We start from the raw sequence: 23591 nt of genomic DNA, 5'->3' as shown, positions 1-23591 counted from the left end.
ACCTAGATCGCCTCAGCTTCTAAAAAGTCCTGGGCAAACCGCTGCAACACACCACCGGCAGTGTAAATCGATAACTCTTCAGCAGTGTCCAGCCGGCATTTCACTGGCACTTCCACGGTTTCACTGGCATTACGATGAATAACCAAGGTCATAGTTGTACCAGGTGCGATATCACCTTGCACATCGTAAGTTTCGGTACCGTTAAGCTCTAAGGTCTTGCGCGTGGTTCCTGCTTCAAACTCTAACGGCAACACACCCATACCAATTAGATTGGTACGGTGGATACGCTCGAAGCCTTCCGCCACAATACACTCCACCCCCGCTAAACGAACACCTTTGGCCGCCCAATCACGCGACGAGCCCTGGCCGTAGTCAGCACCAGCTACAATGATCAGCGGTTGCTTACGTTCCATGTAGGTTTCAATCGCTTCCCACATGCGCAAGACCTTACCCTCTGGCTCAACCCGCGCCCATGAACCCTGAATTACCGCACCGTTTTCATCATTCACCATTTCGTTGAACAACTTCGGGTTAGCGAAAGTCGCGCGCTGAGCAGTCAAATGATCACCGCGGTGAGTTGCGTACGAATTGAAATCTTCTTCAGGCACGCCCATTTTAGTCAGGTACTCACCGGCCGCACTCTCAGCCATGATAGCGTTCGATGGTGACAAATGATCGGTGGTAATGTTATCGCCTAATACCGCTAGCGGGCGCATGCCTTTAAGCTGGTTTTCTGAGGCAAATGAGCCCTCCCAGTAAGGCGGACGACGAATATAGGTACTCATTTTACGCCAGTCGTACAATGGATTCGTTTGCTCGCCATAATCGACCGACAAACTAAACATGGGGTCGTAGACTTTCCGAAACTGTTCCGGTTTTACCGACGACTTTACAATGGCATCGATTTCTTCGTCACTTGGCCAAATGTCTTTGAGGGTAATAGGTTTGCCCTGCTCGTCAAAGCCAAGCGGATCTTTTTCAATGTCGAACCGAATGGTACCCGCTATGGCATAGGCCACAACTAATGGCGGTGATGCCAAAAATGCTTGCTTGGCATATGGGTGGATGCGGCCATCAAAGTTTCGGTTGCCCGACAAAACAGCGGTGGAGTATAAATCGCGATCAATAATTTCCTGCTGAAGTTTCGGATCCAAAGTACCGCTCATACCGTTACAGGTGGTGCAGGCAAAGGCTACAACACCGAAACCAAGCTGTTCCAGTTCCGGTAACAGCTCCGCTTCTTCCAGATACATTTTCACGGTTTTCGAACCTGGCGCCAGCGATGACTTCACCCAAGGCTTGCGCGTCAGGCCAAGTTTATTGGCATTCCGGGCAATCAAACCGGCGGCAATCATGTTGCGTGGGTTACTGGTGTTGGTACAGCTGGTAATTGCCGCAATGATGCAAGCACCATCAGGCATTAAGCCTTCTTCATTTTCGACTTTGCCAGAAATACCACGTTTTGCTAGCTCAGAAGCTGGCAGCAACGCGTGTGGGTTCGAAGGTCCAGCCAAGCTGCGTTGCACTTGGTTCAGATCGAACTTCAGTACCCGGCCATACTCAGCTGATTTCAGGCTATCTGCCCATAACCCAGTTTCTTTGGCGAACTGCTCGACCAATTGCACCTGATCATCTTCGCGTCCGGTCAGTTTTAGATAATCGATGGTTTGTCCATCAATATAAAACATCGCTGCGGTCGCGCCGTACTCAGGCGTCATGTTTGAAATTGTCGCCCGGTCACCCACGGTTAACGCATCGGCACCCTCACCGTAAAACTCAAGGTAAGCACCCACCACGCGTTCCTTGCGCAGGAACTCGGTCAACGCCAGTACCAAATCGGTACTGGTTATACCTGGCTGCATTTTGCCGCTTAATTCGACCCCGACAATGTCGGGCAAGCGCATATACGAAGCACGACCAAGCATGACGCTTTCGGCTTCAAGACCACCCACCCCCACAGAGATGACGCCAAGTGCGTCAACCATTGGAGTATGACTATCAGTTCCAACACAAGTATCTGGGAACGCCACACCATCGCGCACTTGCACTACAGGTGACATCTTTTCCAGATTGATTTGGTGCATGATGCCGTTCCCCGGAGGGATCACATCAACATTTTTAAACGCCGTTTTGGTCCAGTTAATAAAATGGAAACGGTCGTCGTTACGGCGATCTTCAATCACCCGGTTTTTCTCAAAGGCGTCTTTTTCAAACCCTGCGTGCTCAACCGCCAGCGAGTGATCCACGATCAACTGCGTTGGCACCACTGGGTTCACTTTCGCCGGATCGCCACCTTTATCGGCAATCGCATCACGTAAACCGGCTAAATCAACTAATGCCGTTTGTCCGAGAATATCGTGACAAACCACACGTGCTGGGTACCAGGGGAAATCGAGATCGTTCTTGCGGTAAATAAACTGACTTAAGGCCTCGGTCAATTGCGCCGGTTCACACCGGCGCACGAGGTTTTCGGCCAAAATTCGTGAAGTATACGGCAGTTTAGCGTAGGCACCTGGCTCGATGTCTTCGATCGCTTGACGCGTGTCGTAGTACATCAATGAGGTACCCGGTAACTGCTTCCGATACGCTTCATTATACATCAACAAACTCCTTCGCTAACAGCGTCTTAGCGTTCGTTAAGTGCTGGCACTGGACGTGGCTCAGGACCAATGTAATCGGCACTTGGACGAATAATACGGTTGTTTTCACGCTGCTCTTTCACGTGCGCAGTCCAACCTGTCACTCGTGACATGACAAAAATTGGCGTGAACAGTTTGGTTGGAATACCCATGAAGTGATACGCCGACGCATGGAAGAAATCAGCGTTCGGGAACAGTTTTTTCTCACGCCACATGACATCTTCACAACGTACAGAAACGTCATACAAACGCGTATCACCGTTCTCTTTCGCTAATTTTTCAGACCAGGCTTTGATAATGTCGTTACGTGGATCAAATTCGCGATAGACCGCATGACCGAAGCCCATGATTTTCTCTTTGCGTTCGAGCATGCCCATTAGCGTTTTCTCTGCATCATCGGCATCTTTCATATCTTCGATCAATTCCATCGCCGCTTCGTTGGCACCGCCATGCAATGGTCCGCGCAGTGAACCGATAGCAGCGGTCACACAGGAGAAAATATCTGACAAGGTTGAGGCACAAACCCGTGCGGTAAAGGTTGATGCGTTGAACTCATGCTCAGCATACAGAATCAACGAAGTATTCATCACATCAGTATGTAACTGCGACGGTTTCTTGCCATGCAACAACTCGAGGAAGTGCGCGCCAATTGAATCAGCATCAGTTTCAGTTTCGATGCGTTTGCTGTTGTGGCTGAAGTGATACCAATAGAGCAACAAGCTCGGAAACGCAGCCAATAGCCGCTCAATTTTATCATCAGCCTGAGCAAAGTCGTCTTCTGGTTCGATGTTGCCCAGGAACGAACAACCGGTACGCATCACATCCATCGGATGAGCATCAGCAGGAATACGTTCAAGCACGTCTTTCAGCGCCTGTGGCAAGCCACGAAGCTTTGCCAAACGACCTTTGTAAGCCGCTAATGCATCGGCTTTTGGCAACTCGCTATGTGCCAATAAATAGGCGACTTCTTCAAAGCTTACTTTTTCTGCCAATTCTTTAATGTCGTAACCTGAATAGGTCAAGCCTGAACCGCTTTTTCCCACGGTACATAATTTGGTTTCACCAGCAACTTGTCCACGCAATCCAGCGCCACTTAATTTCTTATCTACCATCTTTAACTCCTTATCTAGAATTCAACTGCGATGTTTGCTGTTCGCTTTTCGCTCTTTGTTTAAACCAACAGCGAACAGCCAATAGCCAACATCGCTCTTGTCTTATTATTTATTAAACAGCGAGTCGAGTTTTTCCTCGAACGCGTGGTAATTCAAAAAGTCATACAGTTCAGCACGGGTTTGCATGCTATCGACCACAGCTTTCTGATCGCCATTGGCCAGAATACTTTCATAAACATTCAATGCGGCTTTGTTCATCGCACGGAATGCACTGAGTGGATACAACACCATTTCAACGCCGACATCAGCGAGTTCTTGTTTATTGAACAATGGCGTTGCACCGAATTCGGTAATGTTAGCAAGAACTGGCACATTTAGCGCCTTTGTGAAGGCATCGTACTGTTCCAGGGTATGCACAGCTTCCGCGAAAATCGCATCGGCGCCGGCATCCGCACAAGCTTGAGCACGCTCAATCGCGGCTTCAAGACCTTCTTGTTGCAACGCATCGGTACGCGCCATGATCAGAAACTGATCATCGGTACGCGCGTCGACCGCGGCTTTTACCCGATCAACCATTTCAGCCTGGGTAACGATTTCTTTGTTGGGCCGATGGCCACAACGTTTCTGCGCCACTTGATCTTCAATATGAAAACCCGCTGCACCCGCACGCGTCATCTCTTTAACTGTGCGCGAAATATTAAATGCGCCACCCCAACCGGTATCAGCATCAACCAATAAGGGTACATCGGTAGCACCGGTAATGCGGCGAATATCTTCACAAACGTCATTTAACGACGTCATGCCTAAGTCCGGTAGACCAAACGAAGCGTTGGCTACGCCCGCACCAGACAGATAAAGTGCTTTGTGCCCTACTTTTTCTGCCATCATTGCCGTGTAGGCGTTAATAGTGCCAACAATTTGTAATGGGTTTTCGTCTTGGATGGCTTGGCGTAATTTTGCGCCAGCGCTAGCGAGTTGAGTCATGTTAGGTCCTTTCTGCTTGCAGTTGTTGTTCGATATTGCGGCGTGATGCGCTGATATGACGGCGCATCAGCAAATCCGCAAGTTCACCATCGCGATTGGCAATGGCATTGAGAATCGCTTTGTGTTCGTCGAATGCACGCGATACACGCGGTCCATTCATCCCCATTTGTACCCGGTACATGCGCACGAGGTAATAGAGTTCGTCACAAAGCATATTGATTAAATAAGGGTTTTTACTACCAAGAATGACACGGTAATGAAAGTCGAGGTCGCCGGCTTCTTGATAGTAACTCTCACCTTCGCGCACACGTTGTGTCGAGAGGTGCTGGTCGAGCAACGCCGACAACTCTTCAATCTCTGCTGCCGGCATTTGTTCAGCAGCGAGTCGACAGGCAAGTCCTTCTAATTCTTCGCGCAGTTGATAAAGTGAAAGTAGGCCCGCTGGGGTCAGTGTCACCACGCGTGCGCCAGCATTCGGGGTGCGCTCAATTAAGTGACAACGTTCCAGCCGAGCCAGTGCCTCACGCAACGGTGCGCGACTTACGTCGAAGCGGCGGGCAAGTTCAGGTTCACTTATTTTACTGCCCGCAGCAATGGTTCCCTCAACAATGGCGCGTTGTATTTCATACAACACACGATCGGATGCGGTAATGGCCTGGCGCAATAAACTTGGGTGTTCTGTCACTTAGTCCGCCTTCGGTTACGTTGACAGGTGTCGACAGGTGTCGACAGATTTCAGGAATTGGGGGCATTTTAATGCTTTAAACAGCCGATTTCAATGATTAGAAACAACAATTGTCGACAAAAGCACTCCACGTTCTACGTATTTCCCAAGGCTCGCAAAAGCAAACCAAGTGATCAATCAATCAAATATGTTAGTATTAATGTCAATCGAATTTAAAATTCACGAGCAACAACGAGGTCTATTTATGTTGAAATCTCTATTTTGTGCGTCCCTCTTGGGGCTGGCTCTTAATGTAGCGACCAGCGCACCTGTGCTCGCAGACGATTGGCAATTAGCTACCGACCACTCGAGCTTACATTTCGTATCAGTGAAAAATGACCACATTGCCGAGACCCATCGCTTTACCGAACTAAAAGGTGAGTTAATTGATGGTGAGCTTAAAATCACCATTCCGCTTAGTAGTCTCGATACCACCATTGCAATCCGTAACGAACGGATGCGCGAACACTTATTTGCAGCCAGTGAGTATCCGGTAGTAACTGCCACCGCTCAAGTGCCGACCGAACTCTACGAGTCCGACACCGCCAGCGGCACACTTCCGGCAGTAGTTCCATTAACAGTCTTTATCGCCGGTGAAGCAGTCGAACTGGAAGCTATGGTGCAAGTCAGTAAGCTAAGCTCTGACCGCATGGTGGCGACGACATCACAGCCAGTGCTCATCAACACTAAACAATTTGGTTTGGTAGATGGCATTAATCAATTGCGTGAAATTGCAGGACTGCAGCGCATTGACTATGTCGTGCCGGTTACCTTCAGCGTGCAATTCGATCGTGTCCATTAATGATCCACAACTTAGTTTCCGTGCTGCAAGTGTTGCCGATGTGGCGACGCTGGTAGCACTGGAAGCCAGTTTTTATCCTACCGATGGCTACCCCGCCCCACTGTTTTTTCAAGCTCACCATCAATGGCCTGAACTACTGCAATTAGTTTGCGCAGACGGGCAGCCTATCGGCTACTGTATGGGCGCACCTGGCATGCAACCGCAGTCACTTTGGCTGATGTCAGTTTTGATTAGTGCCGAGCATCGTGGACAGGGTATCGGGGCAAAATTGCTGCGCCATTGGTTAACGAACGTAGATCAGCTCGGCTATCAGACAACACACTTAAGCGTGGCGCCGGGTAACAGCAATGCCATTGAGCTTTATCAACAACTTGGCTTCCGTAATAGCGCGCAGGAACGGGACTATTTGGGCCCGGGTCAACACCGCTTGTTAATGCAGCGGCAGGCATTGACCTCAGGTTAAGTTTGACACATAGTGATTCGGTACTTTCAAAAATATAACAATAAATATGACCTATCGTCGTAGTCTCGCTCTATCACTGGTAAATGTAACTCTGTACGTGACCATCAGCGCCACCTTCTTGTTTGGCTTGCTAGGGCTTGCTTTAAATATCTATTCACAGCCTGAAAGCGCCTTTGAGCGAGTTATTTCGACCACTTCCGGCGTGGTGTCTATTGCTGTTGCTTTTGCACTTTTCGGACTCGCCGCAAAACGGCGACTGATACAGGTGTTATCGGGCACTGTGGTTATTCTGGCCGCTCTGCACAGCCTCATTATAAAACTCTCAATTGCTTCGATTTTTTATCTGGATTTTTTAAAAGCTGTAGACGCTTATTTCTATCCCCCAGTTGCACTAACCTTCTTGCTGCTCGGCGTTACCCTGATATTAAATCCGAGTGAGCCCATTCAGCGCCGCTGGATGCGCACTTTTGCCGCCATTTTAGTGGTACTTTCGCTGGTGGCGATGGGCTTGCACTTCGTTGATAATGGCTTTGCTTATTTAGGCCCGCACCCGCCAGTTACATCCTTAGCCTCGCTTAGTCTCTTATTAATTGGTGTGTCACTGCTGTTAAGTAGTTCAAGTCGCGTGCTGTTATTCGGACTAGATAATAACCCTGCCGCTTGGGTTACTTTCGTCTTTGTCGCCATCATTTGTTGCGCTTGGTTTATTCTCAGCTTGAATCACATTAAAGAAATTCGTGCTGAAGCCATTACCATCATTGATAAAGTTGCCAAGGTAAGACAACAAACTATTCAAGTTAATGTTCAAATCTTGAATCGCTTGCGTGAGCGCTGGCAAGAACTCGGGGTAGCTCCAACTTCGTCATTTGCACAGTTTGACGTTGCCACCTATTTGCGCGACATTCCTCATTACATGGGTATTCACTTACTCGATAGTCGTGGCCGCCCACAATGGCAGCAGCACCGAAATGGCAACGAAGATTATCGCGAACATCTTAATCACCCAGAAGTGCAAAGCTGGCTGACCTCAGCACCACCTGATATTTCAATGCTGATCCCACGCGAACAATTTCGGGCGCAAAAGCGTCCGACGGGGTTGATGTTAATGCCCGTTGGTTACGAAGCTAATCGACGCTATTACTTGCTGGTTGTGTTTGACCTGATGCAGCTCATCAGTCCGGAAACGAGATTCTTGCCGAAATCTCTAAAAGTTTATGCGACTGTGGATAATGACAGGGTGATTAGCTTTGACCAAAACAAGCCATCACATTTGAACGAATTGTCGATTGCTGAAGCACAGTTAACGGTGCCCTACGGTGAACCGTTACAACTTTCCGTTACGCTCTATACTTTCAAAGAGTTATCGGACGCCTCTAATTTACGCATGCTGATTGCCACGCTCGGCTTATTATTCTGTATTGCCTTCTTAGCTTTAGCACAACAAAACACCATGCTAACCAAGCATACGCGGCGCTTGAATAATGTACGTTCACAATTGCAGAGTCAGCAGAACCAATTAAAACTTAATCAACAGCAATACAGTTCATTATTCTTATTCCATCCGGATGCAGTATTCTCGCTTGATCTTGAAGGTATGGTGACCAGCGCCAATCAATCTGTACTTGCTATTCTGAACGCCCCTGAGGATAAAGTTATCGGCACTCACTTTAGTGCTTTTGTTTTTCCTGGTGACCGTCGCTTCGCTGAAGAACGCTTTCAACTTACTTTGCGCGGTGAAACCTGCCGTTACGATATGCGGGTATTTGCCGGTGAAGGACAATTACTGCATATTCATGTCACTAATTTACCGATTATCATAAACGGTGAAATTACCGGTGTGTTCGGTATTGCTAAAGATATCACCGTACAAAAAGAACAAGATGAACAACTTAACGTGCTTATGCGCAGTGTTAACGTTAGTACCAATGGCATTGTCATATCTGATGCAACGAATCCAACCAGTCCAGTTATATACAGTAATGATGCCTTTACCGACATGACGGGCCACGCGGCAAAGGACATCGTTGGTCATTCGTGCGATTTCCTGATCGGTGAAAAAACCGATCCTGAAGTGATTGAGAACGTTCGCAAGTCACTATCCGAGCGCACCGAATGCAAAGTCGAAGTGATCCATTACCGCAAAGATGGCAGTTATTTCTGGGATGACTTGCAGCTAGCTCCGGTTGCTGATGCTGAAGGTGTGATTACCCATTTTATCGGTGTTCACCAAGACATTACTGAACGCGTCAACAGCGAACGGTTACTCGCCTTTCAGGCTGAGCATGATGCCTTGACCGAGTTATTGAACCGTTATGCTTTTGAGCGCCGCTTAGCGAAAGTCATTGCTCACGACCAGCATGATTTTCAGCACGGCGCCCAGTGGGCCGTACTATTTATCGACCTCGATGGCTTTAAACCGGTTAATGAGGCTATGGGTCTGGAAGCAGGCGACCAAGTACTACAAGAAGTCGCTTCAAGATTATCAGCGAATCTCACTACGCCAGCTTTTGCAGCGCGATTTGCCGGTGACGAATTTGTCGTTGCGGTTAAAACGGAGAGCTTAACCACCGTCGATACCTTAGGCCATAAATTGCTCGAAGCTATCGCAGAACCCTATCCGATTCGACAACAAAAAGTTTATCTCACAGCCAGCATTGGCATTGCATCTCATTGCAGCGCCTCGCAACAGGCTGTCGACTTAATTCAGCAAGCAGACATAGCCATGAGCATGGCCAAACGTCAGGGTCGTAACCACTTGTACTTCTACCAACCACAAATTGCGCAAAACCAACGCTTAGACGTTAATTTGCGCAATCAATTTCAGCAGGCGATAGACCAACAACACTTGGAGTTGTTCTATCAACCGATCGTTGACTTGAAAACCGGTAACGTGGTTGCCGCGGAAGCTCTTATGCGGTGGCAAATCCATCCAGGCAATTATGTCCCGCCGTCAAAATTTATACCTATGGCAGAAACTACCGGGCAAATTATTCCGGCCAGTCAATGGGCATTTGCCCAAGCATGTAAAGATCTGAACGTTATGCTGCGCCAGCAAAATGATATACAGGTCTGTGTGAATTTGTCGGCGGTACAATTTAGCCGCGCGAATTTCTTTGAGCAAATCATTGCCACCATTGATGACCATCAACTCGCCAACCAGCAGATTGAATTAGAGCTGACGGAGAGTGTGCTTATGGATGATAGCGAGCATGCTATTGCCTTGATTAACCGTTTCCGTGAAGCGGGGCTGTCGATGGCAATTGATGATTTTGGCACCGGTTTCTCCAGTTTGAGTTACCTGAAAAAATTACCGGTAAATAAACTTAAAATTGACCGTGGCTTTATCCAGGACATCATTAATAAACCCAGCGATGATGCCATCGTCCGCGGTATTCTGGCGATGGCGCGGCAGCATAATATTGCTGTAGTAGTGGAAGGTATAGAAACCAAAGAACAAGCCGTGCGGCTGGCCGAGTTAGGTTGCGACTATGGGCAAGGCTACTACTTCGCCAAGCCCATGCCGCTAGCAGATTTTATTAAGTTTCTGTCTTAAGATCGTCGTCTTGGGACCGTTCTCAAATTAAGTTAGCCACTGGGAAATATTAGTTTTCCCTATGTTCGTGAGTCGAAAATTTCAAATAAGACAACTATTTGCTAACCTACAGTGAGTTCTAATTCGACGGTTCATCGCATGCAAAAATGGCATTTGGTCTTGGCGCCGGTAACGGCAATCGTGGTTTATTTTCTGGTCCAGTCGTGGGTCGGGTTTGCGCATCCCGCAGCCTGGACTCTTGCAGCTACCGTGTGGATTGCCTGGTGGTGGATAAGCGAAGCACTGCCACTTCCGGTGACCTCGTTATTACCCTTCGTTTTGTTACCTTTGGGCGCCATTACACCGCTTAATGAGGTGTCCACCGCGCTTGGCAATCCTATTATCTGGTTGTTTATGGCAGCCTTTATGCTGGCCAAAGCAGTCGAACTTAGTGGCGTTCACCGCCGTCTGGCACTCACCTTGGTACATTACGTTGGTAATGGTCATGGCAAACGCATGATCTTTGCCTTTATGCTTGCTACCGCGTTGCTATCCATGTGGATCTCCAACACTGCCGCAGTGCTTGCGTTGTTACCTGTGGCCCTGGCGCTGGCTGACGCCTGTGATGATCAGCCGTTCCAACGCGCGCTGTTACTCGGCCTTGCCTATTCCGCCTCAGTCGGCGGCGTGGCGACCTTGGTTGGTACCCCGCCCAATTTGATTTTTGCGTCAGTGTACGAAGCCTCTACCGGCAGTCCTTTTGGGTTTACCGAGTGGTTCGCCATCGGTTTCCCCTTGGTTATCGTCAGTATTCCACTGATGGCCTGGTGGCTGTCGCGTAACGTTAGCGATGCCATTGACTTAGAGATTCAGCCCCCAGGTGAAATGCAAAGTGCCGAGAAACGTGTATTAGTCATTTTTGGTGCCGTGGTGGTGCTTTGGATCACCCGAACTACACCCTTCGGTGGTTGGACAGCATGGACCGGACTGACCTATTTAGGTGATGCCACCATCGCCATAGCTGGTGTTATCGCCATGTTTTTAACCCGTGACAAGGAGGGGCAGCCCCTACTGACCTGGTCAGCGGCGGTAAGCATTCCATGGGGTATTTTGTTGTTATTTGCGGGGGGGATCGCCCTAGCACAAGGCTTTATCAGCAGCGGTTTGAGTGTGCGTATTGGCGATGCATTGACGGGCTTGGGAGGTTTACCGGTGTGGTTGCTGGTGTTCTGTCTGACGCTGAGTGTATCCTTTCTGACCGAGGTCACCTCGAACACCGCCACCGCAACCTTACTTATGCCTATCATGGCCGCTGCCGCCGTTGCGCTGGACCTGCCACCAGCACTGTTGATGATCCCAGCGACCATCGCCTGCAGTACGGCATTTTGCATGCCCGTCGCAACGCCACCGAACTCTATCGTTTTCTCGTCGGAACGTTTAACGGTGAAAGCCATGGCGCGCGAAGGTGTGGTCTTAAATCTCATGTTGGCAGTCATCACCACTACAGTGGTAATGCTGTTCGTTGCCTAAAAGTGCAGCACCTGACGGTAGGCACCAATATGCACATCGTAGCTGGTTTTTTGTTTCAGGTAGTCGGACATCGCCTCTAACGCATCGGGTTCACCATGCACCAGGTAAACCTTAGTGTCATCACGCAACGCTGACTGTTGTAGCCATTGATGAAGCTCGACGTAATCAGCATGACCAGAGAGACCGTCAAGTTGGCGGATCTTAGCTTTGACCGGTAACCATTGGCCGTGCAGTTTAATGCGCTCAACCCCCTGCACCATTTTCGCCCCGCGCGTACCACCCGCCTGATGGCCACTAAACAACACTCTACTGCGATGATCGCCAAGCCAATGTTTAAAATGGTGCAAAATACGCCCACCGGTCGCCATACCACTTCCGGCAATGATGATATGCGGCGCGCCTTGCGCAGCTATGGCTTTAGATTCATCGACACTATGAGTGTACATAATATTCTGCTCTAGGGCCGCACACTGCGCCGCAGTTAATCTATGATAGTCGTGATGTTCGCTGTAAATATCAGACACACTTATCGCCATCGGACTGTCGAGAAAGATCGGCTGCCGCCGAATTTTGCCCTCTGCCATCATGGTCACCAACATGTGTTGCAATAGCTGAGCCCGACCTACGGCAAAACTGGGAATCATCAACACCCCGCCGGCTGCTGCGGTTTCATTCACCACATCGGCAAATTGCTGCCACGGGTCATCATCGCCATGCCGACGGTCGCCATAAGTTGCTTCCAGTAAGAGATAGTCAACTTCCGGCAAGGGCCGTGGTGGTCGCATAAGAATATCATCCGGACGCCCAACATCACCACTAAAGCCAATGCGGACGCCTTGATGTTCGGCGATCACACTCGCGGCACCAAGAATGTGCCCAGCGGTTTGCAAGGTAAAGCTAATATCGCCAACCTGAAACGTTTTGTCGTATTCGATTCCATGCATTAAACGCAACGCCGCTTCAGCGGTCGCCTCGTCATATAAAGGTTGTGGCTGTGCATGGCGGCTAAGGTTATGTTTTTTGTAGAATTTGGCGTCTTCCTCTTGAATACGCCCACTGTCAGGCCACAAGATTTGGCATAGACCGACAGTGCCATAATGGCTATAAACACGGCCGCGAAAACCATGTTTGTAAAGCACTGGCACGAAGCCAGAGTGATCAAGATGCGCGTGGGTAAGGACAATGGCATCAACTTCGTTGATGCCCAACGGCAAGGGTTCCCAATTGCGTTCACGAAGCCATTTATAGCCTTGAAATAAGCCACAATCGACCAGCACCCGAGTGCTTTCAGTTTCTAACAGGTACTTTGAGCCGGTTACAGTTTCACTGCCACCAAGAAAAATTAATCGCATAATTGCACTCCCGTGCTGAGCAAATCCCTAAAGCAATCGTTCAATCGGCAAACGTTCAAGAATTCGTACCGCCAGACGACGCCAAATCGAGGCATCCGGCTCTGAACGATAATACGTACGTTGCTCACCTAAGCGCTCTACCCACACTACTTTATTCTTAATTAAGCGTAGTTGATAAGCATAATGCGGCAAGGTTTGTACAATAGCTTGTTCTAGTCGAGCGGCGAGTTCGCGGCTGTGCATCACGAAACCAAGTTCAGTGTTAATCGCCGCCGAGCGCGGATCAAAATTTAACGAGCCAACAAACACCCGGGCTAAATCCACCATAAAGGTTTTCGCGTGTAAACTCGATGCGGAGCTACCGAAGCGTTCCTTCCCCTTCAAGCGTTGGCGACGTTCTTTACGCTGTTGCTTGCGAGCTAACGGCGATAAGCGTTGTAATTCAAATAACTGAATGCCGTTGCTAAGTAGTTTGTGCCGCCATTTTGCATAGCCTGCATGCACCACCGCCACATCTGTAGCCGCGAGAGAGTTCGTCAGAATAATGATTTGAACTCCACGTTTGGCCATGGCAATCAACTCAGTAACCCCTGCCTTAGTCGGCACAAAATACGGCGATACTAAAGTGACATGCGATTGCGGCTCACCAATCACCTGTTGTAATTGGTGCGAAATCATTTGTTGTGGTTTCGCCCGCCCCAGAGTTTTCGCCGGCGAGTCGCTTACCAGCTGCGTGCGTGACCAGTAAATTTCTAATTTTTGTCGTTGTAGCTGCTGCAAGAAAGGTAATTTTTCGATGGCCTTAACATAGGCTTGCGCTCGTGGGTCCTGTTCGTAACGGGCGGCGATCGCCCGTAAAGTAGATAAATCTTGTGGCCTGGTTAAAGTGAAGAGCTTTTGCAGGGGAACCGCAGATTCACACTGCCAGTAGCGTTCAAAATCTTTTTGCACGTCGTTCACGATTGGGCCAATAAGTAAGGCATCCAGATCAGCAAACAGCAAATCACTGGTCGCGCCAAAGTACTCATCGCCGATATTGCGGCCGCCACTGATCACTACTTGGCCATCGACCACAAAGCATTTGTTGTGCATCCGCCGATTCACCCGACGAAAATCAAACAGGTAGTTCAAAAACCGCGGCCGCCTAAGTTTTAGCGGATTAAATAACCGAACTTCAATATTCGGATGTTGGTGCAAACCAATCAAGGTCGCGTCCAAGCCCGCAGTGTTATGGTCATCAAGTAACAAACGAACCTTTACTCCGCGCTCGGCAGCCTCGTGTAATGCTTCGAAGAGTAAGGTGCCGGTAATGTCGTGCCGCCAGATGTAATACTGAATGTCCAGGCTATATTCAGCTTGTCGCGCCAGCACTACGCGTGCAGCAAATGCCTCTCGGGCATCAACTAGCGGAACAGCGCCACTGTCTTCCGGGTGTTCTGCCACCAAGGGTTCAATCGCTGTTGCCAGTCGTCCTTGTGCGCTCGCATCTGTCACTTACCTGGCAGCTCCTCTTATTGGTCTGCATCAGTCTGAGTTGGTTAACTTACCGTAGTTCTGCTCTCTTGCTGCCGCTCGTTGTTCGCGTTGCGCCTCGTCGGCGGTCAAGCTCCAGCCCTGCAATTCGCGTTTTATCAGGGACGTTAACGCTTGAATATGGGGTTCGCTCGCATTCAACGCCGGAATGTATGCGTAGTTTTCGCCGCCGGCCTGTTCAAAATACTCACGGTTTTCCTCACCAATTTCTTCAATCGTTTCCAGACAATCGGCGCTGAAGCCCGGGCAGAAAATGTGAACATTTTTTATCCCCAGGTCGGGTAACGCTTTTAACGTCTCATCAGTGTAGGGTTTCAACCACTCTTCGCGGCCAAACCGTGATTGAAAGGTGGTCAAATACTCGTCTTTGCCTAATTCTAGCTGTTCGGCAATTAAACGCGATGTTTTGTGGCATTCGCAATGATAAGGATCACCTTTCAGCAGATAGTTTTTTGGCACGCCATGATAAGAGAAGATAAGTTTTTCGGGACGCCCCTGTTGCTGCCAGAACGCTTCGATTTGTTGCACACAGGCGTCAATATATCCCGTATCGTCGTGATAATGACTGATAAAGCGCAGATCAGGTAACCAACGACGCTGCATAAATTCTTGCGCCAACGCATCAAATGTCGACCCTGACGTGGCGCCAGAGTACTGCGGATAAAGTGGCAACAGTACCAGTTTACGCACCCCGGAACTGAGCATTTCATCGATAACCGTAGCCATGGCTGGTGAACCGTAGCGCATCGCAAAACGCACCACGACATCGTCGCCGTAGTCTTTCGCCAACGACGCCTGCAACTGTTTCGCTTGCTCTGCAGTGTGAAACAACAGCGGTGACCCTTCCTCGGTCCACACAGTCTTGTAGGCTGCAGCTGAACGCCGCGGACGAATCCGCAAAATAACGCCGTTTAAAATCAACCACCAGAGTACGCGCGGCACTTCGACCACACGGGGGTCAGATAAAAATTCCTTAAGATAGCGTCGTAATGATGGCGTATCCGGCGCATCGGGGGTGCCGAGATTGGTAATTAGCACCCCCACTTTGTCTTTCTGTGCGTGTGAGAATCCTGCGTAACCGCGATAATTCATGCCTTACCTCAAAATGTTAGGTCCAGAGTTCGACTTTGTCGCGGATCTTGTCCGTGGCAATCCACTCATGGAATTGATCGGCCATCCATTTCCCTTGCTCTACCGCTTGCTGCCAGTACTTGATACGCGCATCGGCATCAAGCTTAGCGAAGTCAGTGCGGTCTGGGATTTTACCGAATGGTAGTGCATCAATAAATTCTTGGGTTGGTGTTAAAAGGATCACATTTGGCCATTGGCTGCCGGTCGTTCGGCGTTTTTTTATGCGCTTATCGAACCAGCCTGGAATAACTTCATGGTGAAAGTGCGGGTAAAGCACCAAGCCGTCGACACCACTAAAATCGAGATCAAAGTGGTAATCAGTAACCCCACCATCGCGGTACATGCCGCTCGGAGCTCCGGGAATATCGCGTACCCCCTCTAACACCATAGGGATTGAACCAGTCGCTAACAAAGCTTGCTTAAAGTTGGCCGTTGATAACGTGGCATAATGCGTCGGTAAATCATTCCAATGCTCGGTAAAGGTTGCTCGCGATGCCGGGTGGTGGAAAATCACCCGTTCATAAAACTTGCCCAACCACTCACGCTTAACTGAGTTCGCCGCCGCCGAGGTGAGGAGTCCCACCAACTGACGCTTCCCTTCACTGCCGGTCATGCCACGGCAGCGCGCGACGATCCAATGATGACGGAAGCGTTCCTGATTCAGGATTTCATCAACTGCCGTATCCGGAATATATTCGGCGAGCAATTTACGAGCTTCATCGGTGATTTCCAGTACGTCAGGCTTCGCACTGTAGGTTTGGGTTCTGTAAAGGCGACAAAACAGCTCACTGGCGGCAACTGGATCCTGCTGCCCTAACGCGGCAAAACGCCAGGCGCCTGCTGAGGTACCGAGTAAATCTAAGGGTCGCTGTCTGGCCGCAAAAAACTCACCAAACAAATAGCGATCGAGCCCCTGTAGCACGAACCATTTAGGGCCACCTGACGCTCCAACCAGTAGTTGCACCGCATCTTCAGTTAATCCTTGTTCCTTAATCTGCAACCACGCACTTTTGCCGGCACGTAACTGCAACCAATCGGTTGCCATCGCCCTTTTTCTCCATTGGATTATTATTTTTTGTTCTTATAACTTGGTTTAGTATACCCAAAAATAGCGCTTCACTACACCCTGACTGTCGCACCTGTTATGGGCTTCTGGTATGCTTGATCGCAATCTCAATCAGCTAGCCTTAAGACCATGGGAAAGACGTTTCTATGAAAGTTATTTCGTTCAATATCAACGGTATTCGTGCCAGACTGCATCAGTTACAGGCGCTCATTGAAAAGCATCAACCCGATGTTATTGGTTTGCAAGAAACCAAGGTTCACGATGACCAGTTCCCCCTCGCTGATGTCGAAGCTCTTGGTTATCATGTGATTTATCACGGACAGAAAGGTCACTACGGTGTGGCCCTGTTGAGCAAGCAGCCGCTGGAGAACCCACAGTTTGGCTTTCCAACCGACGACGACGATGCCCAACGCCGCATGATCATGGGCGACTTTGTTAATTCTGACGGTACTCGTGTCCGCATTCTCAACGGTTACTTTCCGCAAGGTGAAAGCCGTGACCATCCGCTGAAATTTCCGGCAAAAGAAAAATTTTATGCCGACCTGATGCATTATTTACAGACTGAGCTCGACCCAGAGCAACCCACAGTCGTCATGGGTGACGTCAATATATCGCATCAAGATTGTGACATTGGTATTGGTGAGGATAACGCCAAGCGTTGGTTGCGAACGGGTAAGTGCAGCTTTTTGCCAGAGGAACGGGAATGGCTAAACAAGCTACTAAACTGGGGACTGGTCGATACCTATCGTCTGCAGAATCCAGCAATAACTGATCAGTTTAGCTGGTTCGACTACCGTTCACGTGGCTTTGATGACAACCGTGGTCTACGAATTGACTTAATTCTGGCAACCGAAAAACTCGCCGCTCAGTTAACCGACACCGGTATCGACTACGCGCTACGAGGCATTGAAAAACCATCTGATCATGCGCCAATCTGGAGTGAATTTAAGCTCTAATGCTCGTCGGGTGGCAACTCTTGCAACGCCTTTTTTAACAGTCGCGCCAAGTCCATGCGCGTGGGCTTGCTGCGCGGCTGAACCTGCAACTTCTGCGCCAGTTCCAGATACCAATGCGTTAGCCGTGGATCAAGCTTACTCAGCGCCCGCCGTCCCAACCAGAACCAACCTTGTATTGGCAGCGACAACAAAAATAACGAGCTGACCACGGCCTGCGGCATCAGGGCTTCCCCGAGCCATTGCCACTGCACCAGGAAATTCACCACCGCAACACCAGGCATCCAGTGTGCGGCGAATTTTACCGCCGGTACCACTCGGGTTTCAGTCATCGCAGCGACAACGGCATGGTGAGGCCAAATCGCCGCGTATTTTTGACCACTTTGCAAAACTTGCCAAATCGAGTGGGACATTCAAATTCCTTTAAGTTTAACTTGACAGATCAGCTTTCAACCAACCTGGTTAACTTTCAAACAAACAACAATATACTTATATATCAGTAGCTTACTAAGTTCGCAGCAGTTAACCCACAGGGTTATCCACACAAACTGTGGAGAATCCACAGCGCTTTTGTCACAATGCAGCGAGGCTTATTTTTTCCAGCTAAACAATTCCAGCTAAACAACAGAGAACACTATGACCATAACTGTTTTTGGTATTCCAAATTGTGACACTGTGCGTAAAGCGCGTCGTTTTCTTGATGACCATGCTATTGATTATGACTTCCACGATGTGCGCGAGCAACCATTGCCGCTCGAAACTCTGCAAACCTGGCTGCAGCAAGTCGGTCGAAACACACTGATCAACAAACGTAGTACCAGTTGGCGAGAACTTTCCGACGAAGAAAAACAGCTTTTGGACGATGTGATTGCGGTGCAGTTGCTACAACGGTTTCCGACTCTGATGAAACGTCCGGTATTACAGCAACACGAGCAACTTTTGGTCGGCTTCAAAGCCGCTGACTGGCAACAGGCGCTTGGTCTATGAGCTACAATGCCGCAGCGGACGGTATTCTACAACTCGCTGAACAACTTATCGCCCGCCCCTCGGTAACACCTGAGGATGCTGGCTGTCAGGAGCTGCTCGGTCAGCGCTTGGCGGCAGTGGGTTTTCAATTGGAATCCATGGTGTTTGCTGATACCACCAACTTATGGGCGCGACGTGGTACTACAGGACCGCTATTTTGCTTTGCTGGTCACACTGACGTAGTACCCGCCGGAGCTGAACATACCTGGCGCTTTCCGCCGTTTACCCCTACCCGCGACAATGGCTATTTATACGGTCGGGGCGCGGCCGATATGAAAGGCAGTCTGGCAGCGATGGTGGTTGCCGCCGAACGCTTCGTCATGCGCCATCCTGACCATCGGGGCAGTATTGCTTTTCTTATTACCAGTGATGAAGAAGGCCCTTTCATCAACGGGACACCGAAAGTGATCGAGGTTCTGGAAGCGCGAAACGAGAAAATTACCTGGTGTCTGGTTGGTGAACCCTCAAGCACCACCCGTGTCGGTGATGTAGTGAAAAACGGCAGGCGCGGTTCGCTATCGGGTGAGCTTACCGTATTTGGTATTCAGGGCCATGTCGCCTACCCTCATTTAGCAGAAAACCCGGTGCATAACGCCGCACCTGCGCTTGCAGTGCTGGCTGGTACCGAATGGGATCTCGGCAACGCCGCATTTCCGCCGACCAGTTTTCAAATTTCCAATGTGCATGCGGGTACCGGCGCCGGTAACGTGATCCCCGGCGAGTTTAACGTCAGTTTTAATTTTCGCTTCAGTACCGAAAGTACTGCTGACCACTTAAAACAACGTGTCATCGACATTCTGGACGCCCATCAACTCGATTATGCGCTAGACTGGAAGTTAAACGGTGAGCCCTTTCTTACCGCGGAAGGTGACTTGGTAACCGCGACCGCTGCCGCGATTAAACAAGTCTGCGGTGCAACCACGCAACTCTCTACCGCCGGCGGAACTTCAGATGGACGCTTCATTGCCCCAACCGGTGCGCAAGTGATCGAGCTAGGGCCGGTCAATGCTAGCATCCATAAAGTAAACGAGTGCGTGGCAATGGATGACTTAGTACAGCTTACCGATATGTACGAAAAGATTTTGGAGCAATTGCTATGCTAACTGCGCAACAACTTACTGGACAGGCCGACAGCCATGTTGTCAGCAACGACATTTGTCGGCCTACAGTGCGCTTGCAGGGGCCTGTATTCACAGCATACTCGGCCATGCACAGCGCCGCAGCTGAAGCTGGGGTGGCCCTCGATATCGCCTCGGGATTTCGTGATTTCGAACGCCAACGAGCGATTTGGAATCGCAAGTTTCATGGCAAAGCACCGCTGTATAGCAGCAACGGCGCAGAGCTGGATTATTCTAGCTTAGCGGTGGGCGAGATTGTTGCAGCGATCATGACCTGGTCTGCCCTACCCGGCGGTAGTCGTCATCATTGGGGCACTGATCTCGACGTCTACGATCCACGTCCGTTCGCCGCCGGAAAGCGAAGCCTGCAACTGGTTCCCGAAGAATACGACGAAGGCGGTCCTTGTCATGAACTTGCACTCTGGCTACAGCGCCATGCCCATGACTTCGGCTTCTTTTTCCCGTATCGCCAGTTTCGTGGTGGCGTGGCAGCAGAACCCTGGCACCTGAGTTACCGTAGCCTGGCAACTCAGGCGCAGCAACAGCTCACCCTCGAAGTACTCGAGAATACCTTGGCCGCCGCAGACGTTGCCGGAAAAGATTATATCTTGGATTGCCTGGCAGACTTAAAAGAACACTATATCGATAACATTTGTGGTGCCACCGATGAACAGGAGAACAGTGGATGGCTTTTTGGTTAATTATGTTGCTGGTTTTTGGCGTCGTCATTGGCAACTTGATGCTGCTTAAGCATACGGCAAAAATGAAAATGCCGTCGCTTAAGCAACGGCATTCGGAAGCACAACAAGAGGCCGAAGAAGATCCTAAAGAAGCGGTAAAGTCTCAGACCAAGTCTAAAGAGGATTAAAGCGCGACGCCCAAACGTTGGGCGACTTCTTCGTAAGCTTCTACGACTCCGCCTAAACCTTGACGGAAGCGATCTTTATCGAGCTTCTTACGAGTTTCTTTGTCCCACAAACGGCAACCATCTGGACTAAACTCGTCACCCAAAACAATATTGCCATCAGCAGCGACACCAAATTCAAGTTTAAAATCAACCAGTAACATTCCAGCGTCGTCGAACAGCTTTTTCAATACATCGTTTACTTTGAAAGTTAAAGCCTTCATTTGTGTCAACTGGTCAGCTGTGGCCCAGCCAAACGCGACCGCATGAGTCTCGTTAATCATAGGATCGTGTAAGGTGTCATTTTTAAGAAATAATTCAAACGTAGCAGGTGTAAGTTCCATCCCTTCTTCTACCCCTAAACGACGTACCAGACTGCCCGCGGCATAGTTGCGCACAACACATTCAACCGGAATCATTTGCAAGCGCTTAACCAAGGTTTCAGTTTCGCTGAGCACCTGGTCAATTTGAGTTGCCACTCCGGCAGCCTCGAGCTTCTCCATAATAAAGTTGTTAAATTTATTATTGATCATGCCTTTGCGTTCTAGCTGCTCAACTTTTTCACCATCAAAAGCTGAGGTGTCATTACGAAAATGTAAAATCAAACGCTCCGGGTCATCCGTTGTATAAACCGTTTTGGCCTTACCACGATAGAGTTCAGTACGTTTTTCCATGAGCAGCAGATTCTCCAGCTAAATCAGAAGTTACAGCGCGCTGCGCCGACGAATTTCAGCAGCAACTGGACCATATAAACGGTCAATGTCAGCTGCAGATAAAGGTTGTCCATCATCGTTTAAGATAGTGATAGTGGTATCGCTGCCATCACCTTTCACATTAATTTGATAATCGCCGTCTGGTAAATCGAGTTTACCTTTATTACGTGAATTCCAGAACGCCAAACTAAACCCAGTGTCTTTTAAGTAATTGGTGTAGTACATACCCGAGCTTTGATTTAAATCATCAATCTCAAAACCCAGATTTTCTAGTACGGCAGCCATCAGTGGCCAAGCCTCGTCAAAGCCGATATCAATGGTGTACGCCGGAAAGCCTTCATCATTGAAGGTCGGCTCAACATTAACCACTGCCGCTTCTTCCGCAGCTTTAAAAATACCCTGTTGACGCACTGCAATTTCATTAATCATGCTGTTTAACAGCGTCGCTTCGGCATTAGTGTCTGAAACACCTGCTGGCAATATGCCACGACCCGGCCCTGACTCTCGTTTATCCATCATATTAACTTCAAGGGTGACCAAGCGACGATGCTCAGGAACATCAAGCATGACTACATAGCGACGTTCAATCAGGACTTCCAGTTCATCTTCGCCAACTTCAAGTCGCTCACCTACCCAGTCCGTCGTCAATCGTTGTTGTTCAACTTCATCAACAATACCAACATTTTTACGGGCAAGCGTGTCTTTAATTTCCTGCCAGGTAAAAGAAGGTAAATCATCCATACCTTCCAGCTCAGAAAAATCTACCGCCGTCACACCCATGCGATCATTAGGTCGACTGCCCGCTGCCGTAGCGCGCACTAATACCGGCGAAATCACATTAATACGTTTGCCTACTGCACCTTCAACATTGGTATCCGGCACGGCGAAATGATGGGTTGGCTGCGGAACTTGTTTGCCCGGCGCCGGAGCCAAAGGTTCGATTAATTTTTTGTTGGTGTACTCAAAGCTGCCTTCCGCTTGTTCCCGAGGGGTAAAGCTACACGCTGACAGTGCTAGTGAAGTGACACATAAGATTCCAATATGAGAAAATTTCATTCGTGCTCCGCGCTTATTAATCCAGCTTGTTTTAATGTTTGTTCGATGTGTTGTTGTTGCGGAAGTTCCGGAGCCGTCATTGGCAACCGGTAATTCGGTTCGAGTTTGCCCATACAACCCAACGCCCATTTCACCGGTATTGGATTGGCTTGCACAAACATAGCTTCGTGCACTAACTGCATCTGAGCATCAATTTCTTTTGCCCGTTCAGCATTGCCAGCACAGGCTGCGGTGACCATTTCTTTCATCGGCGCCGGCATCACATTTGCGGTGACACTGATCACGCCGTTACCACCAGCTAACATAAATTCACAGCCCGTCGGGTCGTCGCCACTTAGTAACATAAAATTACTACCGCAACGCGTGCGCAACTCAGCTACCCGCGCAACATCACCTGTCGCTTCTTTAATACCAACAATATTCTGAATTTCGGCCAGTTCGGCAACCTGTTCAGGTAATAGATCAGCGCCCGTACGACCCGGTACGTTATAAAGCAATTGAGGTAAATCACTGGCATTGCAACACGCACGATAGTGCTCGAGCAACCCGCGCATTGATGGCTTGTTGTAATAGGGATTTACATTCAGGAAGCCAGCGAGTGGCAGGTGCGCCATGCGTTCCGTCAGATAGACAGCTTCAGCAGTAGCATTGGAACCGTTACCAGCGATGACCCGGATGCGCCCGGCAGCAAGTTCACAGACAGCACTGACGACCATGATGTGTTCATCGTGACTCATGGTTGGCGATTCACCGGTGGTACCCATCGCAACAATAGCGTCGGTGCCCTGCTCGATATGCCAGTTGACAAGTTCTCCCAAGGCACCGTAATCAACGTTACCCTGTTCGGTAAAAGGTGTCACCAACGCAACGATACTACCTGTTAACATTACTGCTCCTGATCTTTTTTAAGGCGACAATGGTACTTTTGTACGGCTACAAAGACAAGGGGTGAG

General features: G+C 49.4%; 21 protein-coding genes. 9 read left to right on the top strand and 12 right to left on the bottom strand.

The annotated features are described in order from the left end of the window. Nucleotides 1-2: 2 nt before the first annotated feature. The 4 genes from acnD to ACQ5ES_RS01490 form a co-directional block, all read right to left on the bottom strand. Complete coding sequence (acnD, locus tag ACQ5ES_RS01505) at nucleotides 3-2600, bottom strand: Fe/S-dependent 2-methylisocitrate dehydratase AcnD (RefSeq protein WP_445014199.1); 2598 nt, start codon at nucleotides 2598-2600, stop codon at nucleotides 3-5. Between the two features lie 26 nt (nucleotides 2601-2626). Continuing rightward, a complete protein-coding gene (gene prpC / locus ACQ5ES_RS01500; protein WP_445014198.1) occupies nucleotides 2627-3751 on the bottom strand; it encodes a bifunctional 2-methylcitrate synthase/citrate synthase in 1125 nt (374 codons plus the stop codon). A 105-nt stretch (nucleotides 3752-3856) separates the two neighbouring features. Continuing rightward, on the bottom strand, nucleotides 3857-4735 hold the full coding sequence (gene prpB, locus ACQ5ES_RS01495; protein ID WP_445014197.1) for a methylisocitrate lyase: 879 nt from the start codon (nucleotides 4733-4735) through the stop codon (nucleotides 3857-3859). Nucleotide 4736: 1 nt separating this feature from the next. Next, entirely contained in the window at nucleotides 4737-5420 is a 684-nt protein-coding gene (locus ACQ5ES_RS01490; protein ID WP_445014196.1) for a GntR family transcriptional regulator, read from the bottom strand. A gap of 244 nt (nucleotides 5421-5664) precedes the next feature. On the opposite strand from ACQ5ES_RS01490, the gene ACQ5ES_RS01485 reads away from it, so the two are divergent. From ACQ5ES_RS01485 to ACQ5ES_RS01470, 4 genes are all read left to right on the top strand, one after another. Further along, nucleotides 5665-6261 carry a YceI family protein gene (locus tag ACQ5ES_RS01485; RefSeq protein WP_445014195.1) on the top strand — a complete coding sequence of 199 codons (597 nt, stop codon included), beginning with the start codon at nucleotides 5665-5667 and terminating at the stop codon, nucleotides 6259-6261. Further along, nucleotides 6251-6724 carry a GNAT family N-acetyltransferase gene (locus tag ACQ5ES_RS01480; RefSeq protein WP_445014194.1) on the top strand — a complete coding sequence of 158 codons (474 nt, stop codon included), beginning with the start codon at nucleotides 6251-6253 and terminating at the stop codon, nucleotides 6722-6724. Before ACQ5ES_RS01485 ends, ACQ5ES_RS01480 begins: the two co-directional genes overlap by 11 nt. 46 nt (nucleotides 6725-6770) lie before the next feature. After that, nucleotides 6771-10277 (top strand): putative bifunctional diguanylate cyclase/phosphodiesterase, encoded by a 3507-nt coding sequence (locus ACQ5ES_RS01475; protein WP_445014193.1) that lies wholly within the window; start codon nucleotides 6771-6773, stop codon nucleotides 10275-10277. 138 nt (nucleotides 10278-10415) lie between these two features. Next, nucleotides 10416-11786 (top strand): SLC13 family permease, encoded by a 1371-nt coding sequence (locus tag ACQ5ES_RS01470; RefSeq protein WP_445014192.1) that lies wholly within the window; start codon nucleotides 10416-10418, stop codon nucleotides 11784-11786. On the opposite strand, the gene ACQ5ES_RS01465 is transcribed toward ACQ5ES_RS01470, so the two are convergent. The 4 genes from ACQ5ES_RS01465 to ACQ5ES_RS01450 are packed head-to-tail and all read right to left on the bottom strand — an operon-like array spanning nucleotide 11783 to nucleotide 16847. Beyond that, nucleotides 11783-13138, bottom strand: a complete 1356-nt coding sequence (locus ACQ5ES_RS01465) for an MBL fold metallo-hydrolase RNA specificity domain-containing protein (protein ID WP_445014191.1) — start codon at nucleotides 13136-13138, stop codon at nucleotides 11783-11785. The two genes, ACQ5ES_RS01470 and ACQ5ES_RS01465, sit on opposite strands and share 4 nt — an antisense overlap. 27 nt (nucleotides 13139-13165) lie before the next feature. Further along, complete coding sequence (locus tag ACQ5ES_RS01460) at nucleotides 13166-14632, bottom strand: phospholipase D family protein (protein WP_445014190.1); 1467 nt, start codon at nucleotides 14630-14632, stop codon at nucleotides 13166-13168. A gap of 30 nt (nucleotides 14633-14662) precedes the next feature. Then, nucleotides 14663-15763, bottom strand: coding sequence for a ferrochelatase (hemH, locus tag ACQ5ES_RS01455; RefSeq protein WP_445014189.1), 1101 nt, complete (start codon nucleotides 15761-15763; stop codon nucleotides 14663-14665). Between the two features lie 16 nt (nucleotides 15764-15779). Next, nucleotides 15780-16847, bottom strand: a complete 1068-nt coding sequence (locus ACQ5ES_RS01450) for an alpha/beta hydrolase (protein WP_445014188.1) — start codon at nucleotides 16845-16847, stop codon at nucleotides 15780-15782. Nucleotides 16848-17014: 167 nt separating this feature from the next. On the opposite strand from ACQ5ES_RS01450, the gene xthA reads away from it, so the two are divergent. Then, entirely contained in the window at nucleotides 17015-17824 is an 810-nt protein-coding gene (xthA, locus tag ACQ5ES_RS01445) for an exodeoxyribonuclease III (protein WP_445014187.1), read from the top strand. On the opposite strand, the gene yfbV is transcribed toward xthA, so the two are convergent. Next, nucleotides 17821-18234 (bottom strand): terminus macrodomain insulation protein YfbV, encoded by a 414-nt coding sequence (gene yfbV, locus ACQ5ES_RS01440; RefSeq protein WP_445014186.1) that lies wholly within the window; start codon nucleotides 18232-18234, stop codon nucleotides 17821-17823. The genes xthA and yfbV overlap by 4 nt on opposite strands. A 223-nt stretch (nucleotides 18235-18457) precedes the next feature. Here yfbV and ACQ5ES_RS01435 point away from each other — a divergent pair, with 223 nt between their 5' ends. From ACQ5ES_RS01435 to ACQ5ES_RS01420, 4 genes are read left to right on the top strand one after another with little or no spacing between them, the layout of a single operon-like run. Then, on the top strand, nucleotides 18458-18808 hold the full coding sequence (locus tag ACQ5ES_RS01435) for an arsenate reductase (protein ID WP_445014185.1): 351 nt from the start codon (nucleotides 18458-18460) through the stop codon (nucleotides 18806-18808). Beyond that, the gene (gene dapE, locus ACQ5ES_RS01430) at nucleotides 18805-19950 is read left to right on the top strand and encodes a succinyl-diaminopimelate desuccinylase (RefSeq protein ID WP_445014184.1); all 1146 of its coding nucleotides are present in this window, start codon (nucleotides 18805-18807) and stop codon (nucleotides 19948-19950) included. The genes ACQ5ES_RS01435 and dapE overlap by 4 nt, the downstream gene beginning before the upstream one ends. Further along, nucleotides 19944-20666, top strand: a complete 723-nt coding sequence (locus tag ACQ5ES_RS01425; protein WP_445014183.1) for a M15 family metallopeptidase — start codon at nucleotides 19944-19946, stop codon at nucleotides 20664-20666. Before dapE ends, ACQ5ES_RS01425 begins: the two co-directional genes overlap by 7 nt. After that, on the top strand, nucleotides 20651-20833 hold the full coding sequence (locus tag ACQ5ES_RS01420) for a DUF2897 family protein (protein WP_445014182.1): 183 nt from the start codon (nucleotides 20651-20653) through the stop codon (nucleotides 20831-20833). The genes ACQ5ES_RS01425 and ACQ5ES_RS01420 overlap by 16 nt, the downstream gene beginning before the upstream one ends. Here ACQ5ES_RS01420 and purC read toward each other — a convergent pair. The 3 genes from purC to dapA are packed head-to-tail and all read right to left on the bottom strand — an operon-like array spanning nucleotide 20830 to nucleotide 23525. Further along, on the bottom strand, nucleotides 20830-21543 hold the full coding sequence (gene purC / locus ACQ5ES_RS01415) for a phosphoribosylaminoimidazolesuccinocarboxamide synthase (protein WP_445014181.1): 714 nt from the start codon (nucleotides 21541-21543) through the stop codon (nucleotides 20830-20832). The two genes, ACQ5ES_RS01420 and purC, sit on opposite strands and share 4 nt — an antisense overlap. 30 nt (nucleotides 21544-21573) lie before the next feature. Continuing rightward, entirely contained in the window at nucleotides 21574-22638 is a 1065-nt protein-coding gene (gene bamC / locus ACQ5ES_RS01410; protein WP_445014180.1) for an NlpB/DapX family lipoprotein, read from the bottom strand. Then, a complete protein-coding gene (gene dapA / locus ACQ5ES_RS01405; protein WP_445014179.1) occupies nucleotides 22635-23525 on the bottom strand; it encodes a 4-hydroxy-tetrahydrodipicolinate synthase in 891 nt (296 codons plus the stop codon). Before dapA ends, bamC begins: the two co-directional genes overlap by 4 nt. Nucleotides 23526-23591 lie beyond the last annotated feature (66 nt).

It is taken from the genome of Pseudidiomarina xizangensis (assembly GCF_052541995.1).
Note: the sequence above shows the minus strand (reverse complement) of the source record. Positions and strands in the feature narration are given on the sequence as shown.

Bases quoted from the DNA above. Each gene is read 5' to 3' on its own strand.
- yfbV (WP_445014186.1), bottom strand. From the start codon at position 18,234: ATGTCCCACTCGATTTGGCAAGTTTTGCAAAGTGGTCAAAAATACGCG.
- dapE (WP_445014184.1), top strand. From the start codon at position 18,805: ATGAGCTACAATGCCGCAGCGGACGGTATTCTACAACTCGCTGAACAA.
- ACQ5ES_RS01435 (WP_445014185.1), top strand. From the start codon at position 18,458: ATGACCATAACTGTTTTTGGTATTCCAAATTGTGACACTGTGCGTAAA.
- dapA (WP_445014179.1), bottom strand. From the start codon at position 23,525: ATGTTAACAGGTAGTATCGTTGCGTTGGTGACACCTTTTACCGAACAG.
- acnD (WP_445014199.1), bottom strand. From the start codon at position 2,600: ATGTATAATGAAGCGTATCGGAAGCAGTTACCGGGTACCTCATTGATG.
- hemH (WP_445014189.1), bottom strand. From the start codon at position 15,763: ATGAATTATCGCGGTTACGCAGGATTCTCACACGCACAGAAAGACAAA.
- ACQ5ES_RS01485 (WP_445014195.1), top strand. From the start codon at position 5,665: ATGTTGAAATCTCTATTTTGTGCGTCCCTCTTGGGGCTGGCTCTTAAT.
- ACQ5ES_RS01470 (WP_445014192.1), top strand. From the start codon at position 10,416: ATGCAAAAATGGCATTTGGTCTTGGCGCCGGTAACGGCAATCGTGGTT.
- purC (WP_445014181.1), bottom strand. From the start codon at position 21,543: ATGGAAAAACGTACTGAACTCTATCGTGGTAAGGCCAAAACGGTTTAT.
- ACQ5ES_RS01425 (WP_445014183.1), top strand. From the start codon at position 19,944: ATGCTAACTGCGCAACAACTTACTGGACAGGCCGACAGCCATGTTGTC.
- bamC (WP_445014180.1), bottom strand. From the start codon at position 22,638: ATGAAATTTTCTCATATTGGAATCTTATGTGTCACTTCACTAGCACTG.
- ACQ5ES_RS01450 (WP_445014188.1), bottom strand. From the start codon at position 16,847: ATGGCAACCGATTGGTTGCAGTTACGTGCCGGCAAAAGTGCGTGGTTG.
- prpC (WP_445014198.1), bottom strand. From the start codon at position 3,751: ATGGTAGATAAGAAATTAAGTGGCGCTGGATTGCGTGGACAAGTTGCT.
- ACQ5ES_RS01465 (WP_445014191.1), bottom strand. From the start codon at position 13,138: ATGCGATTAATTTTTCTTGGTGGCAGTGAAACTGTAACCGGCTCAAAG.
- ACQ5ES_RS01420 (WP_445014182.1), top strand. From the start codon at position 20,651: ATGGCTTTTTGGTTAATTATGTTGCTGGTTTTTGGCGTCGTCATTGGC.
- prpB (WP_445014197.1), bottom strand. From the start codon at position 4,735: ATGACTCAACTCGCTAGCGCTGGCGCAAAATTACGCCAAGCCATCCAA.
- xthA (WP_445014187.1), top strand. From the start codon at position 17,015: ATGAAAGTTATTTCGTTCAATATCAACGGTATTCGTGCCAGACTGCAT.
- ACQ5ES_RS01475 (WP_445014193.1), top strand. From the start codon at position 6,771: ATGACCTATCGTCGTAGTCTCGCTCTATCACTGGTAAATGTAACTCTG.